This window comes from Neobacillus sp. B4I6, from assembly GCF_050434045.1.
GTDB lineage: Bacteria > Bacillota > Bacilli > Bacillales > Cytobacillaceae > Neobacillus.
This window is the reverse complement of record NZ_JBNPWB010000002.1, coordinates 2913923-2928165: the sequence shown is the minus strand read 5'-3', so window position 1 is coordinate 2928165 and position 14243 is coordinate 2913923. Positions and strand designations below refer to the sequence as shown.

Genomic DNA, 14243 nt, shown 5'->3' with positions numbered 1-14243 from the left:
AACAGACAAAAATGTAAAACAATAATTCCATTATTACCGTGATTATTTTCAAAAAAAGTGAGGTTTAAGCATTGAAACTAGAAGATTTGATAAAAGAAGTTGATATTTTGTTCTTAATTGAACAGAAGCTGATCGGTAAGCTTAAACGGGAAGGGAAAATATATCGAGTTAATCCGTGTCCAGTATGCGGACACAATGACCATTTCACCGTTTATCCTGAAACAAACAGTTATACAAGCTTCAGCAAATGTTGCAAAGGTGGCAGCGTTTATGATTATTTGCTGGAAGTAGAAAGATTGACGGAAGATGAAGCGTACAAGAAGTTGTTAAAATATTACGAATACCAAACAAAATGGGGAGGAAGTTCATATATAAGAACAAGAGATGAACCAAAAAATGAAAAAAAGACTCCTTCACAGTCAAAACCGGAAGGAGCAAAGAAAAAAGATAATCATACAAAATACATTAACCAATTATATAAAAATACAACAGAAGAAGGCAATCAGCACTTTATCAATCGTGGGATTCCTCATGAACTGATTGAAAAATACAAATTATGTATTGGACAAATAGATAATCGAGAATGCATGGTTTTGCCTGTATGGGAAAAAGGGAAGGTCGTTTATTATACGGTACGTTTTTTAGATGATAAGGGACCGAAATATAAAAATGCTTCAGGAACGGCGCAAATATTCAATGTAGATTATTTAAAAGACCCTGAAATATCAATCGTTTTCATTACAGAAGGGATATTTGATGCTTTATCAATGGAAGCAATGGGATACAAAGCAATTGCTATAGGCGGTGTTCAACATGCAGAAAAGCTGAAGGAAGCTATAAAAAAGGCAGATTGCAATGCTGTTTTCTTAACTGCTTTTGATAATGATGATGCAGGGCAGGAATGCAAAGTAAAATTTGCTTATAAGGCAATTGAGATACCAAAACAGTTTAAAGATATTAATGAATGGTATTGGCATAGCCTTCAGAACGCACAGGAAACCCAAAACACCGTTTTAGAGATTAAGAATAATATTGATGCTCAATTAGATACAGCAGGGCAGCCTGATGCTGTGAGTGATTATTTAGACAGTGCTTTTCATTCAGATATCAAAGAATTTTTAAGCTATAGGAGCAAAAAAACAGGATTCGATAATCTTGATTTTGAAATGAAAGGGTTGTTCCCAGGGCTTTACGTAATAGGTGGGATTTCGTCAGTAGGGAAAACAACCTTTACTCACCAATTATGCGATCAATTAGCGGATCAGGGGAACCATGTTATTTATTTCAGCTTGGAACAGAGTAAATTTGAAATGGTAAGCAAAAGCATAGCGAGGACAACAGCAATAATTAATTTGGACGATGCTGTTTCATCGGTTCAGATAAGAGGTGGCGATTCATCCATTGCCATTAAAGAAGCGATTAAAAAATATCGGAAAACAGCAAGAAATGTAAGCATAATAGAAGGCAATTTTAATACCGATGTTAAGGTGATTCGTGAATATGTTGATGCTTATCGAAAAGCTAATAAAGTGAATCCAGTTGTTGTAGTGGATTATTTGCAGATTATGCCTGCTATTGATCAAAGAATGAGCGATAAACAGCGGATCGATATGAATGTAACGGAATTGAAACGCATGAGCCGTGATTTTTCTTTAACCGTTTTTGTAATATCCAGTTTGAATCGTGGGAATTATTTGACCCCTATTGATTTTGAGAGCTTCAAGGAATCTGGTGGGATTGAATATACAGCCGATGTTGTCTGGGGTTTGCAGCTAGAAGCCATCAATGAACCAATATTCGATAAGGCTAACAACATAAAGGAAAAGCGTGAAAAAATTAAAGAGGCAAAAAATGCCGACCCTAGAGAAATTGAACTTGTGTGTTTAAAGAACCGAAACGGAAAGCCTTCTTTTGGTTGCAGCTTTCTATATTGGGCTAGATACGACTTTTTCGAGCCTAATTTTTATGCATTTGATAAGTTCTACAAAATAAAAACGATATAAAGATACCCTCTTTCAATAAAGAAAGCTTCCCAAGGATTCAGAGAATACAGGCAAAAGCTTTTTATTATATGAAACGGCGGAATCAGGAAAATGAATTGATTGAATTGTATAAAAACTAGATTTTATTAAAGGAGCGCTAAAAATGAAATGTGAATTTTGTTTTAATCATCAAGCAACTTGGGCTTTTTTAACTGAAAAAGACTTAAGGGATATTTGCAGCTTGTGCTTAGAAACTGAAATTGAGGAACGGGGTGGCGACCTTGATTGTTTAGAGTTTTATGAACTTTAATGAAAATTGAAAGAGATGATTTCAATGTATGATATTCGATTATGAGCAGCAAATAATTCTGCAGCAGGGTATCGACATCATTTCAGCTATAAAAATTAAAGAAGGTGAAAATGAATTGAATATAATAGCAATTGAAACAGAATACAAAGGCTTTAAATTCAGGTCAAGATTAGAAGCACGTTGGGCAGTATTTTTCGATGCAATGGACATTATATGGGAATATGGCGAACCTAAAAAAATAGGCAACAAACATATATATTTGCCTGATTTTTATCTGCCTGAAAAAAAATCGTGGATTGAAATAAGTGATAAGACACCTAAAGCTGAAGATTTAAGAAAATGTGAGGCTTTTGCCGAGCGACAATTAAAAAATAATGATATCGATTTTAGATTGTTAGTAGGAGATATCCCTAAAGCAACTTCTGATTTTGGGGTGATTGACCTGTTATTAAAAAACATGACCAAACCTATAAAAGCAGACAGGGAGGTCAGCATGTTCTTAAATAACCTTAAAGGCATTAAAGCATATAAGCTTTTGCCAGAAACTAAAGGGAGGATTTTTTACGGACTTTGGGATGATCAGCCTGAATTAGGATCAACGTTAATGAGAACAAATTGGATAATAGGTGATGACTATAGAAAGGTAGAAAGAGCATTAAATAAAGCACGGGAGGCACATTTTTGAACAAGGGGAATCATTTTTGATATCCCGCAAAGTACAAAATACTATAATTGAATCACGTATTATCGACTACCTTTTGAACCCCTAAATTTTAGCTAGGGGTTCTTTTTAATGATATACAAAAGTATATAGTATGCATAAAAATCACAAAAATTATGCAAAATAAAATAAACAAAAATGACTAGAAGTGCGGTGAAAAATTGTGAAAAAAGATGAGATTGCATCGCTCATTGATCAAGGCAGGCGGGCTTATTATCGCCGATATAGGGAGAAACCAGAAAACAAGGCAAAAGCTCGGAAATATCGAGACAACTTTTTTCTTAAACGGGGCTTGGAACAATTAAAATCTAAAGGAGATAAAGCAAGTGAAAGTAAATAATCTAAATGTTGCAGAACAACGTACAACTCGATACACGATTCCACCAGAAGAAAACTTGCTTCCAATATTTTTAGGAGCCGAAGATGTACAAGCATTAGGTAGATTAAGAAGCCGTTGGAATCTGGTTACTCATGAGGAAACGATTAAACGAGCAATAGACGAAAGGCATTGCCTTAAAGAATTGACTATATCAAAGATGAGCAGGCACGCTAATAAAGGCATGGTGTGGCTTGAAAAAGGTTTACGGAAAAAAGTAATAATGGAAGCTGCTGAATTAGGGATGGATGCAGCTGATTATGTTCGGGGTATCCTTTATAGCCTTGATCAAAAATTAATGCTTGATGCTATCGCAGAACGTGAACGCCAAAATAAAATCAGGCATGACAATCGAGTCCTTTCTTTTACAACATCAGTGAAGCCAGATGTTCGGGAAAAGCTTTATAAGAAGTATGGAAGATTGACTGATAAAGAATTAATGAAAGCAGTGCAAAAGAATGCTGGGGATTGGCTGACTGCGTTGAAATAGTCCCCCCAGGTCTTTAATTAAAATTAAGCTCATGGGAATACTGGCGTAAAGGGAACCATTTCTAATTGTGCAGCATTTCTCAAAAGAAGTTGGAGGTGACATTATGTGCAAGATTGAAAACCAGACCAAAGCAAATATGCAGCGACTGGGCATCTACAGACCGGAATTTGACCAGACCATTCAAATTTATTCGGGCTTAATCGAGCATTATAATGACATCTTAAGAGAACTAAAAAAGTTGAAATTTAAAGTAATTGAACCAACAACACGGAACAATGACAGCATGAAAAAAAGTCCTCTCATTGGCGTCTTAGAAACCCTACGAAAAGATATTTTGACTTATTCAAATTGCTTAGGGTTAACTCCTGTTGGGTTAAAAAAGATCACTGATAGTATGAAGAATGAACAAAAGAAATTAAGCAAATTGGAAGAGGCACTAAGTAATTTTAATTGAAGGAGGTGGACAAAATGGTGTCATATCAAGTTCATCGATCAGCAGAGTTTCTGGATCAACGTGAATCAAAATTAAAAGGCTTTGAAAAAACGAAAGGCATCCTGCAAAAACGGCTGCAAAAGTTAAAAGGCAAGGTTTAAAATCTTCTGCTTTATTTCAAGTGATTTTTGCTATTTTTACTTGCAAACAAACCCTCCAATCGTTAGCAGCTATAATATAATAGCTGCTCTTTTTATTGAACTAACGTAAGCAGGTTAGTTTAAAAACAAATGAGCTTGAGTTTATATAAAAAGTACATAAACTTATGCTACAATGAAGGGAAAATTGTTACATAAAAGGTCCAACCAAAAGGCTAGACCGGACCATATAAGAATAAATAAATGGAGGAGAATATGGAGTTAGACCAACGATATATTAAGCTAAAAGAATTTCAGGATTTGTTTGAAAATATATTTAGTAAAACTAAAACACAATATAATTTTTTCCCAAAGACAAAGTACAATCTTAGTGATGGACACATACTTATTCTCACCTATCTTTATAGAGTAAAGACATGTAAAGCATCAGATATTACTAAATACTTAGGAATTACTTCAGGTGGAGGAACGGTTCTTACTGACACATTACTTAGACATAATTTAATTAATCGTCTTAGATTAAAAGAAGACAGAAGAGTGGCTCAGATATCGTTAACGACTGAAGGGAAGGAGATTGTGGATCAAATTATCAAAAACAGAGCAACAGCATTTGTTGAACTTCTTCATGATTTGGAAGAAACAGAAATTGATCAAATGTTAAGCGTATTTCGTAAACTTAATAAGAAATTAAAATAATCACAAACCGCACTAGTTTATAATTGATAAAAGTTCTCATTGACTACTGACATATTCCTATGTTAACCTTACTTACAAATAATATATTATTTAGTAAGATAATTATTAAATAAGATAAAGGAGGGATAAAATTTATGTTTATCAATCAAGCACAGTTCGAAGGTGACAAGTTCAATGAGGATAAAATCATTGTAAAGATAAAAAACACTATAGACCAAACGAAAGATGTTCAAGGATTGTTAGCATTAGAATGCTGGAAGAAGGAAAGTAATGACCTTGTAGAATATGTACTTGTAACAAAGTGGACAACTAAAAAGGAATTTATTACATGGTTATCAAGAGAAGAACATGTTAACGAGCATAAGGAAATGAACAAACAAAAGAAACAAGGAATCAGCGAAAAATCAATATTGAAAAAGACCATTCTCCAATACGAGGCAGTAGAGGTTACTGAACTTTTAAAAAATTTGTAAGAAAGAGTATAGACTTTGGGGTAAGTTATGAAAATTAATATAAAATATAAACAAGCTATTTTTGCTTTATTAATGTCTTTTAGTATAAGTTTATGTATTTCATTTATTTTGGTATCTATAAACTTTGGATATAGTAGTCTTTTTTTACCTTTATGGCTAAAAATATGGGGGCAAGCATTTATTTGTGCTTTCTTTGGAGCTTACTTTTTCCCAAGAGTAATACAAAAAATTATGGTGAAAATTGTTTTTATAGAAAAACCTCCAAAAAGTACAAAACCGTTGCTTTAACTTGATTATAAAATTTATATAGTAAATAAAGGTAAAGGGGGCATTCCTTTAAGTTTGCAGTTTTCTTATTAGCAGTTACTTTTAAGATTAGAAATATTGTAGGATTCGCACTTTCATTTGAAATAATGTGAAATTTTTAGTGCGATTTATATGTGAAATTATTTACATAATTACTGGGAGGGATTTCTTATGTCAGTGAATTGGGTATCTGAAAGACAATACCAAGATATTATTTATCAGACATATAAGGGTATAGCAAAAATTTCAATTAATCGTCCACAGGTACATAATGCATTTACACCAAAAACTGTAATGGAATTAATTGATGCATTTTCCTATGCACGTGATGATGCAAATATTGGTGTTATCATTTTAACAGGAGAGGGAGAAAAAGCATTTTGTTCAGGCGGTGACCAAAAAGTCCGTGGACACGGAGGATATGTAGGGGAGGATAAAATTCCTCGCTTAAATGTATTAGATTTACAGCGTTTAATTCGCTTTATACCAAAACCGGTTATTGCAATGGTTGCTGGTTATGCAATTGGCGGCGGTCACGTACTTCAAGTTATATGTGACTTAACAATTGCTGCTGATAATGCCATTTTCGGTCAAACAGGACCGAAAGTAGGTAGTTTTGATGGAGGGTATGGTGCAAACTATTTAGCACGGATCGTTGGACATAAAAAAGCACGTGAAATCTGGTACTTATGCCGTCAATATAATGCACAAGAAGCTCTTGAAATGGGACTTGTCAATACAGTAGTACCGTTAGAACAATTAGAAGAAGAAACGATTAAATGGTGTGAGGAACTGTTAGAAAAAAGCCCGACAGCTCTTCGCTTCTTAAAAGCAGCTTTTAATGCTGATACAGACGGACTAGCAGGTATACAACAACTTGCTGGTGACGCTACACTTCTCTTCTACACAACGGATGAAGCAAAAGAGGGACGGGATGCATTCAAAGAAAAACGTAACCCAGACTTTAAGCAGTTTCCACGTTTCCCTTAAGGTTTCAAAAAATACTTAATGTAAAATCATTGGGTGTTTATTGTTTTACTTTGAAAAGTACATTATATCGTGATGGATAATCATATAATTATTTTCAGATGCCCTAACATCGAATAGTGTTTTAGTTTGTGAAAGATTCTACTTAAACTATAGGGTGCTTTAATTGAAGATGGAATCTAAAGACCGCTGTAAAGGTGGTCTTTAAATTTATTTACATATAGAACATTAGTTCGTATATAATGGTATCAAAGGAGATGATTCATAATGACAATACGTGACCGTGGTAAAATGAAATGGCAGTCGGCTTCTTTCATACCGCTAGCATTCGAAATGACCAGCGAAATGTTTAAGGATCAAGCTCGGACTGCTAAGCCAATATTAGACGAACATCAGACGGAAGAATTTGACCTGCGTATAGCATATGCCACAGAATACAACCATGCGGTAAAGCTTACCGTATGGGATGAGGGGTTTACTCACGACATTACAGGCCGTGTTCATTACTTCGATCCTATTACACATGAGCTGCGGATTGAGGTGAAGCCTGAACAATTTGAGCGGGTGACATACGATATTGTTGTCGGAGTCAAGGTTTTGAATTAAACGAACATCAAACATTGAGTCAGCCTTATATGGGTTGGCAATTTTTTTTATTAAGGACAGGTCGGTGTATTCACGTTCTAATTCTCGCCTTATTAAAGAAAAGCGGCAGGAGGGTTTAATTCCTATGCCGCTTTATTTGCTTACATCTTAATTCGAATTATGACCATATGGGCACTGTTCCAGGTTTTCGCTTGTAAAGCGTCTCGCGTGCAACCGTTGTTACAGGTATGTACAGATTTATATTTACGTGTTAGTCTTAATTAGGTAATTTCTTCCTTCTGAGTGATGGAAGAGGGAAGAGTCTCAAGGAGCGAATACTGGAAACGGCTGACGGAGCTCTGATCGTTCTGGATATGTGCTAGAAGCTTCACATTCCCACCGTCAGGCGATTTTGTGTTGCTTTCAAACCGCCCGAGATACCCCGTTTCCCGTAGCCCGTCTTTACTCTCAATTGTTGTTTATTATTTCTGGAGGTATTTTATGAGAAGAAGGTATTTAAGGGGTTCTGCTAATTCAAAAAAAGAAGATGCACCAAAATCCATTATATCAGATGCAACACTCGTCTTAGCATGTATTACAGGATTCGGTTATTGGGTCGCCTTCTCTTATGAAAAGGGGTATAAATCATATTACGAACTAAATGAGATATTTATTACTGACATTGGTATTAAGGAAATATTAATTTCTATAACTGCTATTTCCACATTACTTCTAGTTATCCAACAGGCTACTTATATTTATAAGCAATTAACACCCAATAAAAGCGTAAATCCCATCGTTTCCGCTTTTAGATATAAATTTGTACCAATTGCATTCCTGCTTTTTATTGCAGCTCTTATTATTCCAGGCAGTGTACATAATTTAATTTACTTAGTTATTGCATGGATTCTCATTGCAATTTGGCTTTTTTTATTTATCCCTTATGTTTACCATTGGAAAGTAAAAGGCTATAAAAATAAGATGGCACTCTCAGTTTCTAAAATAGATACTACTCCCTTAATTGAGAGGACAAAAAATATTTATAATATGAACAAACCTGCCTTTATTTTGTTAATAATTCTACTTGTTTTTTTATCATCAAATATTGCAAGTTTATATGGGGTTCGCCAAGCAAGTAACGAAGAAAATTACTTGGTTATACATCAGCATAATCATGATTACGCTGTACTTGATAATAATGATGGGAATTATATTCTCGCTCCACTAAATATTAAAAAAGCGATAATAAAGCCCAATTTTTTGATTATAGAAGGGAAATCAAATTTTACCAAACCTATTATTTTCAAATCAATGTATTTTAAAGATGGTTTAAAAGTAAAAAGATAATTGCCAATTGCCAATGATTAATTACGAAAGCCCCTCTTGAATCAGATGGGCTTTTTTATATTTACAGTAACTTTACAATTAGGCTCTCTTGAAATCAATTTAATTTTAAATTAATATATAAGCAAATAGTTATATGATGATTTGAAGGAGATATGTAATTCTTTTATGTCATCATTGACCAATATGAAAAGAACCTAAATAGACTTTATCCACGTAAAACAAATAAGTAAATTACTATTTACTTATATTAATTAAGAGGAGGTGGTTTTCGTGTTGAAATCGATGATTGATTTAGAGCGTTCTGCAAACATATTAAAACTATTAGGGGATAAAACAAGATTAAGCATAGTGGCTATTTTGAAACAACGTGAATGCTGTGTTTGTGAGTTTCTTGAAGTGTTCGAAATGAGTCAACCATCCATTAGTCAGCACCTTCGAAAATTAAAAGATGCTGGGATGGTTAGGGAAGAACGAAGAGGGCAGTGGATTTACTATTCCCTTAACCAACAAAGTGAGCTATATGGAATGATACAAGATATTTTAGAACATGTACCTGATCAAACAGAGAAAATCAAAATGATTGAAAACAGCAATCCCACACTCCGATGTGGTTGTTAGTTTTTATTTAATTAGGGAGTGAGAAAATGAGTAAGACAGAAAAGAAACGTCTATCGTTCCTGGATCGATACCTAACGCTTTGGATTTTTCTTGCTATGGCAATAGGAATTGGATTAGGATTTGTCTCTCCAGGATTTGTCGATAGTATGAACAGCTTGCAGATAGGAACAACATCGATTCCACTTGCAATTGGTTTGATTTTAATGATGTATCCTCCATTGGCGAAAGTTCGTTATGAGGAAATAGGGCGAGTATTTAAAGATGTAAAAGTATTAGTATTATCCCTTGTACAAAACTGGATCATTGGACCAGTTCTTATGTTTTTATTAGCAATTATTTTTCTTCCTGATAAACCAGAGTATATGGTTGGTCTCATAATGATTGGTTTAGCTCGTTGTATTGCGATGGTCATTGTATGGAATGATCTTGCAAAGGGGGATACGGAATATGCAGCAGGTTTAGTGGCATTCAATTCTATATTCCAAATGCTTTTCTTCTCCGTGTATGCGTATGTGTTTGTAACCATCATCCCTGAATGGATTGGAATTCAAGGGGCAGTTGTAAATATAACGATGATAGAAGTAGCTAAATCAGTTTTCATCTATCTTGGAATTCCTTTTATAGCTGGTATGATTACTCGTTTTACGTTGGTAAAGGCTAAAGGTAGACAATGGTATGAAAAAGTGTTTATACCTAAAATCAGTCCTATTACATTAATTGCTTTACTATTTACGATTATCCTTATGTTCTCGTTAAAAGGGGAGGCTATTGTAAGCTTGCCATTAGACGTAGTTCGTATTGCAATTCCTTTATTAATTTATTTTGTAATAATGTTCTTTGTTTCCTTTTTCATGGGAAAGAAAATTGGAGCAAACTATCCTGTAACAACAACCCTTGCTTTTACAGCAGGAAGTAATAACTTTGAATTAGCGATTGCTGTAGCTGTTGGAGTATTTGGTATCCATTCAGGCGCAGCGTTTGCAGCCGTTATCGGACCGCTTGTAGAAGTACCAGTTATGATTGCTTTAGTAAACGTGGCGTTATGGTTCAAAAGAAAATATTTTAAAGAACATGCAGCTTAAAACTAATAATGAAGGTGGAAACCAATATGGATAACAAAAAAACAATTTACTTCTTATGTACAGGGAACTCTTGCCGTAGCCAAATGGCAGAAGGTTTGGCTAAAAAGCATCTAAGTGATGAGTGGGAAGTTAAAAGTGCTGGGCTTGAAGCTCATGGATTAAACCCTAATGCCGTAAAAGCAATGAAAGAAGCAGGTATCGATATCTCAAACCAAACATCTGATGTTATCGACCCTGAAATTTTAAACAATGCTGATTTGGTTGTCACGCTATGCGGACATGCAGCAGATCACTGCCCAGTAACTCCTCCTCATGTAAAACGAGTGCACTGGGGTTTTGATGACCCTGCAAAGGCAGAAGGAACTGAAGAAGAAAAATGGGCATTCTTCCAACGTGTCCGAGATGAAATCGGAGATCGCATTAAGCGTTTTGCTGAAACTGGTGAATAACAGGATTGAGTAGCCAGGAGATTTTTACTCTCCTGGCTTTAATTATTAAGCAATTTTATTACTTTATTATAAAGAAGTGGATTAAAATAAATAGGTAAAACAAGCAGGAGGGAATGGACATGAAAATCACTGATGAAGCACGTGATGAATTTAAAAAAATGTTCAAAGAAGAGAACGCTAATAACATTCGTATCTTTTTTGATGGCTTTGGCTGAGGACAGCCGAGGATTGGACTGGCTCTGGATGAGCCAGCAGCAGACGATATTATCGTCACAATAAATGATATAAAAGTAGCAATCGACCCAATTATTGAACCAAACACAGAAGACCTTATCCTTGATCGTAGTGGAAATGGGTATGGGATTTCGATGATCGGTAATACGGGAAGATGCTGTTAAAAAGACCTTTACAGGTCTTTTTTTATTTTTTCTGTAGTTCATGAAATGCAGCCAAAAATTGTTGATACGTTTGTAAGCCGTATTCCTCAATGTTAGAATGAAAAAATAACTCCATAGCTATTTCTTTTGCTTGCTCAATCGTACAATTTCGTGAAAGTCTAATTAGGTTTAAATAAGATAAAAAATACTCCTTCTTTAATGCACCTGCATGATTCACGGTCATACAATTATCCCCCTAAAAAAGGGTCTCTTCCTAAAATGAGACCCTTCGTTAACTCATTAAAGTATTTCAAGAACAGCATTTAGTTGTATTTTTGCTTAGAGCCGTCGTTGAACAACACTCCACTTTTTCATCTTTTGGTTCATGTGTGCAACAAGAAGAAGCATTTTCACTGTTAACTTCAACATCTGCTTTTGTATAGAAAAACTCCCACTCGTTTCCATCAGGGTCAAGAATCCAAAATTTATCTTGTATGGCATAGCAGCATGTGGTGTTTATTTCTTCGTATTGTGTACGAATACCGTTTGCTTCGAGTCTATTCTTGTGAGCACTAACCTCATCTGTGCTTTCAACCTGAATACCAAAATGTCCTACTTGATTTCCACTTACTTCATCTCGAAGATTAAGGGTAAAGTTTAATCCTGGTGTTTGAAGAAGAAACTTTGCATAATCAGGCTTTAATTTAACTGGTTCAACTCCAAAAACTATACTATAGAACTTGATGGATTTTTCTAGGTTAGTAACATTAAGACCAACATGTGCATATTTCATTTAAATTTCCTCCTAAAAATTTATTTTGATTAATCATCAATAATATGATTGGGATTTATTCTTTAAACAACGGTTTAACAGGCGCAACAGCAGCAATTTGGTTGTACTCTTGATGACTTTCGACCTTCATTCCATTTCTTTACGACTTTTTCAAGGAATGTTTCCTTTTGGATGTCTCCAAATTTCCAAGCATTTTGGGCTTTCATTTCCGTTTCCTCCTGACGTATTTTCATGGTTTGATATACTCCATACTCGTTAAACACGATAAATCCCTCCTATTTATCAAAGAACTAAGAAATTAAAACAGGTAAGATTGAAAACTGGTAAAGTGGACAGTAAACGGTTCAAAGTGAAAATTTATTGACTACAAAATAATCCCTCCTTTCATTTACTTGCAATTTGCAAGTATTGATTTTTAATAAAAGAGCAAGTGATTCTTGCTCAAATTAATGGTTTACAACAAACAGTGGATTTTGACATTGCTTCGTTTAGTAATTTTACTGATTTAATAACCATTTCTCGTTCAAATTCGCTCATATGTGAAAATACTTCATTTAAGTATTGATTCATTTCCGCATTAATTTTAGCAGCAACATAATTTCCTTGTGTAGTTAAAGTAAGAATTGAAACACGTCTATCATCAGGAAGAGGCGATTTTTTAACCAGTTCCATCTTTACTAGTGTTTGTATTTGGCGACTAAATGTGGTTATATCCATCCCCAGAGTATCAGCAACCTGTTGCATTGAAGGTTTATCATTACGGAAAACTTCATAAAGGATATGACTCTGTACAAGGGATATTTCAGTTTCACCTATTTGACAACAGTTTTTATTTAAAAGACCAAATCGCCTTGTCATAACTTGGAACAATTCTCTCACGTTTTCCATTATTTTCACCTCTGATTTATTTATATACAAATTATTTGCAAATTGCAACCAATATTTCTTTAAAAATTGAAAATTTTTTATATAATGGTTGTAAGCCAATAAAAATCTAGGGGGTAAAGTAATGAAAGAGGAGTTTAGAACAAGACTAGCTTCAATAAATGATCTGGAGTCTATTTTAAGAATTTATAATCAAGGGATTGAAGATAGGATTGCTACGTTGGAGGAAGAACAAAAGGATATTGGATACATGACAGAATGGTTTAACAACCATAACGGGCGGTTTACGGTCATAGTAATCGAAAAAAACGGTGAAATAGTTGGATGGACTTCATTAAATCCTTATTCAAATCGTTGTGCCTATGCAGGAGTAGCCGATTTATCAATTTATATTAGAAGGGATAACAGAGGAAGAGGAGTTGGATCACTATTATTAAAGGAAATCGAGTGTGCTGCGATACTGAATCAATTTAATAAAATTGTTCTATTTACATTCCCTTTCAATAACCTGGGGCAGGGTCTTTATAGAAAAAATGGATATAGAGAAGTCGGGGTATTTAAGAACCAAGGGAAATTAGATGGACACTTTGTCGACGTAATGATTATGGAAAAGATACTTACTCCTTAATTCTTAGGATATTGGATAATATTTTTAATTGAACTAATTAAATATTTATTCTAGAATGGAGGCTGTAGAGGTTGAGGGAAAACGGTCTAAAAAACTATCAAGAGACTGCCGAGACCCCTTGATATAACTGGAAAAATCGGGGCTGAATGGGTACTGGTGTCCTCCACAGTCTTCAAAACTGCTTGAGACCTGCGTGCCAGGTCTGGTGGGTTCGATTCCCACACAGTCCCGCCAGGTCAAATCATCAATGTGGATGATGGTTATACGAGCTTTAAAAGCTGGTAGTAATATGCCGTAAGGGTGACTCATAAGCAAACTAATTAAGTTATTTGACGTGTCTTTAAGTAAAAATATTGTCAATAAGAGAATGGTGGCGTTGGAAAGAATTCCAGGCCACCATTTTTATATGACGGGCCTTAGCGTTCGTTAAAAAAGAGCTAATCGCGATATTGATTACTGTAGAAAAGTACCTTTAACACCCCTAATAGTCAAAAAATAGATCCATAATTAAATTTTATTCATTTTATTGTTTATATGCAATTGACGA

21 protein-coding genes and 1 tRNA gene are annotated in these 14243 nt (G+C 34.6%); 18 read left to right on the top strand and 4 right to left on the bottom strand.

Annotated features, from left to right (window positions below; genetic code table 11):
* Positions 1-71 precede the first annotated feature (71 nt).
* From QF028_RS16530 to arsC, 16 genes are all read left to right on the top strand, one after another.
* Positions 72-2003, top strand: coding sequence for a DnaB-like helicase C-terminal domain-containing protein (locus QF028_RS16530; protein ID WP_429466996.1), 1932 nt, complete (start codon positions 72-74; stop codon positions 2001-2003).
* Between the two features lie 142 nt (positions 2004-2145).
* Positions 2146-2292 carry a hypothetical protein gene (locus QF028_RS16525; protein WP_429466994.1) on the top strand — a complete coding sequence of 49 codons (147 nt, stop codon included), beginning with the start codon at positions 2146-2148 and terminating at the stop codon, positions 2290-2292.
* A 28-nt stretch (positions 2293-2320) separates the two neighbouring features.
* A complete protein-coding gene (locus QF028_RS16520; RefSeq protein WP_429466992.1) occupies positions 2321-2977 on the top strand; it encodes a hypothetical protein in 657 nt (218 codons plus the stop codon).
* 199 nt (positions 2978-3176) lie between these two features.
* Complete coding sequence (locus QF028_RS16515; protein ID WP_429466990.1) at positions 3177-3353, top strand: hypothetical protein; 177 nt, start codon at positions 3177-3179, stop codon at positions 3351-3353.
* Entirely contained in the window at positions 3340-3879 is a 540-nt protein-coding gene (locus QF028_RS16510; RefSeq protein WP_429466988.1) for a hypothetical protein, read from the top strand. Before QF028_RS16515 ends, QF028_RS16510 begins: the two co-directional genes overlap by 14 nt.
* A gap of 103 nt (positions 3880-3982) precedes the next feature.
* Entirely contained in the window at positions 3983-4333 is a 351-nt protein-coding gene (locus QF028_RS16505; protein ID WP_429466986.1) for a P27 family phage terminase small subunit, read from the top strand.
* A gap of 14 nt (positions 4334-4347) precedes the next feature.
* Positions 4348-4473 carry a hypothetical protein gene (locus QF028_RS16500; RefSeq protein WP_429466984.1) on the top strand — a complete coding sequence of 42 codons (126 nt, stop codon included), beginning with the start codon at positions 4348-4350 and terminating at the stop codon, positions 4471-4473.
* 252 nt (positions 4474-4725) lie between these two features.
* Complete coding sequence (locus QF028_RS16495) at positions 4726-5166, top strand: MarR family winged helix-turn-helix transcriptional regulator (protein WP_429466982.1); 441 nt, start codon at positions 4726-4728, stop codon at positions 5164-5166.
* A gap of 134 nt (positions 5167-5300) precedes the next feature.
* Positions 5301-5639: an antibiotic biosynthesis monooxygenase family protein gene (locus QF028_RS16490; RefSeq protein ID WP_429466980.1), complete on the top strand. Its 339-nt coding sequence runs from the start codon at positions 5301-5303 to the stop codon at positions 5637-5639.
* Positions 5640-5666: 27 nt separating this feature from the next.
* Positions 5667-5927, top strand: a complete 261-nt coding sequence (locus QF028_RS16485; RefSeq protein WP_429466978.1) for a DUF2798 domain-containing protein — start codon at positions 5667-5669, stop codon at positions 5925-5927.
* 189 nt (positions 5928-6116) lie between these two features.
* Positions 6117-6935 carry a 1,4-dihydroxy-2-naphthoyl-CoA synthase gene (menB, locus tag QF028_RS16480; RefSeq protein ID WP_429466976.1) on the top strand — a complete coding sequence of 273 codons (819 nt, stop codon included), beginning with the start codon at positions 6117-6119 and terminating at the stop codon, positions 6933-6935.
* A 264-nt stretch (positions 6936-7199) separates the two neighbouring features.
* Complete coding sequence (locus QF028_RS16475; RefSeq protein WP_429466974.1) at positions 7200-7538, top strand: YolD-like family protein; 339 nt, start codon at positions 7200-7202, stop codon at positions 7536-7538.
* A 480-nt stretch (positions 7539-8018) separates the two neighbouring features.
* Positions 8019-8864 (top strand): hypothetical protein, encoded by an 846-nt coding sequence (locus QF028_RS16470; RefSeq protein ID WP_429466972.1) that lies wholly within the window; start codon positions 8019-8021, stop codon positions 8862-8864.
* A gap of 282 nt (positions 8865-9146) precedes the next feature.
* Complete coding sequence (locus QF028_RS16465; protein ID WP_429472384.1) at positions 9147-9482, top strand: ArsR/SmtB family transcription factor; 336 nt, start codon at positions 9147-9149, stop codon at positions 9480-9482.
* Positions 9483-9508: 26 nt separating this feature from the next.
* Positions 9509-10564 carry an ACR3 family arsenite efflux transporter gene (arsB, locus tag QF028_RS16460; RefSeq protein WP_429466970.1) on the top strand — a complete coding sequence of 352 codons (1056 nt, stop codon included), beginning with the start codon at positions 9509-9511 and terminating at the stop codon, positions 10562-10564.
* A 26-nt stretch (positions 10565-10590) separates the two neighbouring features.
* Positions 10591-11013 carry an arsenate reductase (thioredoxin) gene (arsC, locus tag QF028_RS16455; RefSeq protein ID WP_429466968.1) on the top strand — a complete coding sequence of 141 codons (423 nt, stop codon included), beginning with the start codon at positions 10591-10593 and terminating at the stop codon, positions 11011-11013.
* A gap of 420 nt (positions 11014-11433) precedes the next feature.
* Here arsC and QF028_RS16450 read toward each other — a convergent pair whose 3' ends face one another.
* The 4 genes from QF028_RS16450 to QF028_RS16435 form a co-directional block, all read right to left on the bottom strand.
* The gene (locus QF028_RS16450; RefSeq protein ID WP_429466966.1) at positions 11434-11634 is read right to left on the bottom strand and encodes a hypothetical protein; all 201 of its coding nucleotides are present in this window, start codon (positions 11632-11634) and stop codon (positions 11434-11436) included.
* A 66-nt stretch (positions 11635-11700) separates the two neighbouring features.
* Positions 11701-12183: an ArsI/CadI family heavy metal resistance metalloenzyme gene (locus tag QF028_RS16445; protein WP_429466964.1), complete on the bottom strand. Its 483-nt coding sequence runs from the start codon at positions 12181-12183 to the stop codon at positions 11701-11703.
* Positions 12184-12257: 74 nt separating this feature from the next.
* Positions 12258-12446 (bottom strand): hypothetical protein, encoded by a 189-nt coding sequence (locus QF028_RS16440; protein WP_429466962.1) that lies wholly within the window; start codon positions 12444-12446, stop codon positions 12258-12260.
* A 178-nt stretch (positions 12447-12624) separates the two neighbouring features.
* Positions 12625-13071, bottom strand: a complete 447-nt coding sequence (locus QF028_RS16435) for a MarR family winged helix-turn-helix transcriptional regulator (protein ID WP_429466960.1) — start codon at positions 13069-13071, stop codon at positions 12625-12627.
* Positions 13072-13192: 121 nt separating this feature from the next.
* Here QF028_RS16435 and QF028_RS16430 point away from each other — a divergent pair, with 121 nt between their 5' ends.
* The gene (locus tag QF028_RS16430) at positions 13193-13696 is read left to right on the top strand and encodes an arsinothricin resistance N-acetyltransferase ArsN1 family A (RefSeq protein ID WP_429466958.1); all 504 of its coding nucleotides are present in this window, start codon (positions 13193-13195) and stop codon (positions 13694-13696) included.
* A gap of 138 nt (positions 13697-13834) precedes the next feature.
* Positions 13835-13930 (top strand) — tRNA-Sec (locus QF028_RS16425).
* Positions 13931-14243 lie beyond the last annotated feature (313 nt).

Excerpts from the sequence above, each read along its gene's own strand:
- QF028_RS16485 (WP_429466978.1), top strand. The coding sequence starts at position 5,667 with ATGAAAATTAATATAAAATATAAACAAGCTATTTTTGCTTTATTAATG.
- QF028_RS16430 (WP_429466958.1), top strand. The coding sequence starts at position 13,193 with ATGAAAGAGGAGTTTAGAACAAGACTAGCTTCAATAAATGATCTGGAG.
- QF028_RS16500 (WP_429466984.1), top strand. The coding sequence starts at position 4,348 with ATGGTGTCATATCAAGTTCATCGATCAGCAGAGTTTCTGGATCAACGT.
- QF028_RS16465 (WP_429472384.1), top strand. The coding sequence starts at position 9,147 with ATGATTGATTTAGAGCGTTCTGCAAACATATTAAAACTATTAGGGGAT.
- arsB (WP_429466970.1), top strand. The coding sequence starts at position 9,509 with ATGAGTAAGACAGAAAAGAAACGTCTATCGTTCCTGGATCGATACCTA.
- QF028_RS16450 (WP_429466966.1), bottom strand. The coding sequence starts at position 11,634 with ATGACCGTGAATCATGCAGGTGCATTAAAGAAGGAGTATTTTTTATCT.
- QF028_RS16470 (WP_429466972.1), top strand. The coding sequence starts at position 8,019 with ATGAGAAGAAGGTATTTAAGGGGTTCTGCTAATTCAAAAAAAGAAGAT.
- QF028_RS16520 (WP_429466992.1), top strand. The coding sequence starts at position 2,321 with ATGATATTCGATTATGAGCAGCAAATAATTCTGCAGCAGGGTATCGAC.
- QF028_RS16495 (WP_429466982.1), top strand. The coding sequence starts at position 4,726 with ATGGAGTTAGACCAACGATATATTAAGCTAAAAGAATTTCAGGATTTG.
- QF028_RS16490 (WP_429466980.1), top strand. The coding sequence starts at position 5,301 with ATGTTTATCAATCAAGCACAGTTCGAAGGTGACAAGTTCAATGAGGAT.
- QF028_RS16525 (WP_429466994.1), top strand. The coding sequence starts at position 2,146 with ATGAAATGTGAATTTTGTTTTAATCATCAAGCAACTTGGGCTTTTTTA.
- QF028_RS16505 (WP_429466986.1), top strand. The coding sequence starts at position 3,983 with ATGTGCAAGATTGAAAACCAGACCAAAGCAAATATGCAGCGACTGGGC.
- QF028_RS16475 (WP_429466974.1), top strand. The coding sequence starts at position 7,200 with ATGACAATACGTGACCGTGGTAAAATGAAATGGCAGTCGGCTTCTTTC.
- menB (WP_429466976.1), top strand. The coding sequence starts at position 6,117 with ATGTCAGTGAATTGGGTATCTGAAAGACAATACCAAGATATTATTTAT.
- QF028_RS16445 (WP_429466964.1), bottom strand. The coding sequence starts at position 12,183 with ATGAAATATGCACATGTTGGTCTTAATGTTACTAACCTAGAAAAATCC.
- QF028_RS16435 (WP_429466960.1), bottom strand. The coding sequence starts at position 13,071 with ATGGAAAACGTGAGAGAATTGTTCCAAGTTATGACAAGGCGATTTGGT.
- arsC (WP_429466968.1), top strand. The coding sequence starts at position 10,591 with ATGGATAACAAAAAAACAATTTACTTCTTATGTACAGGGAACTCTTGC.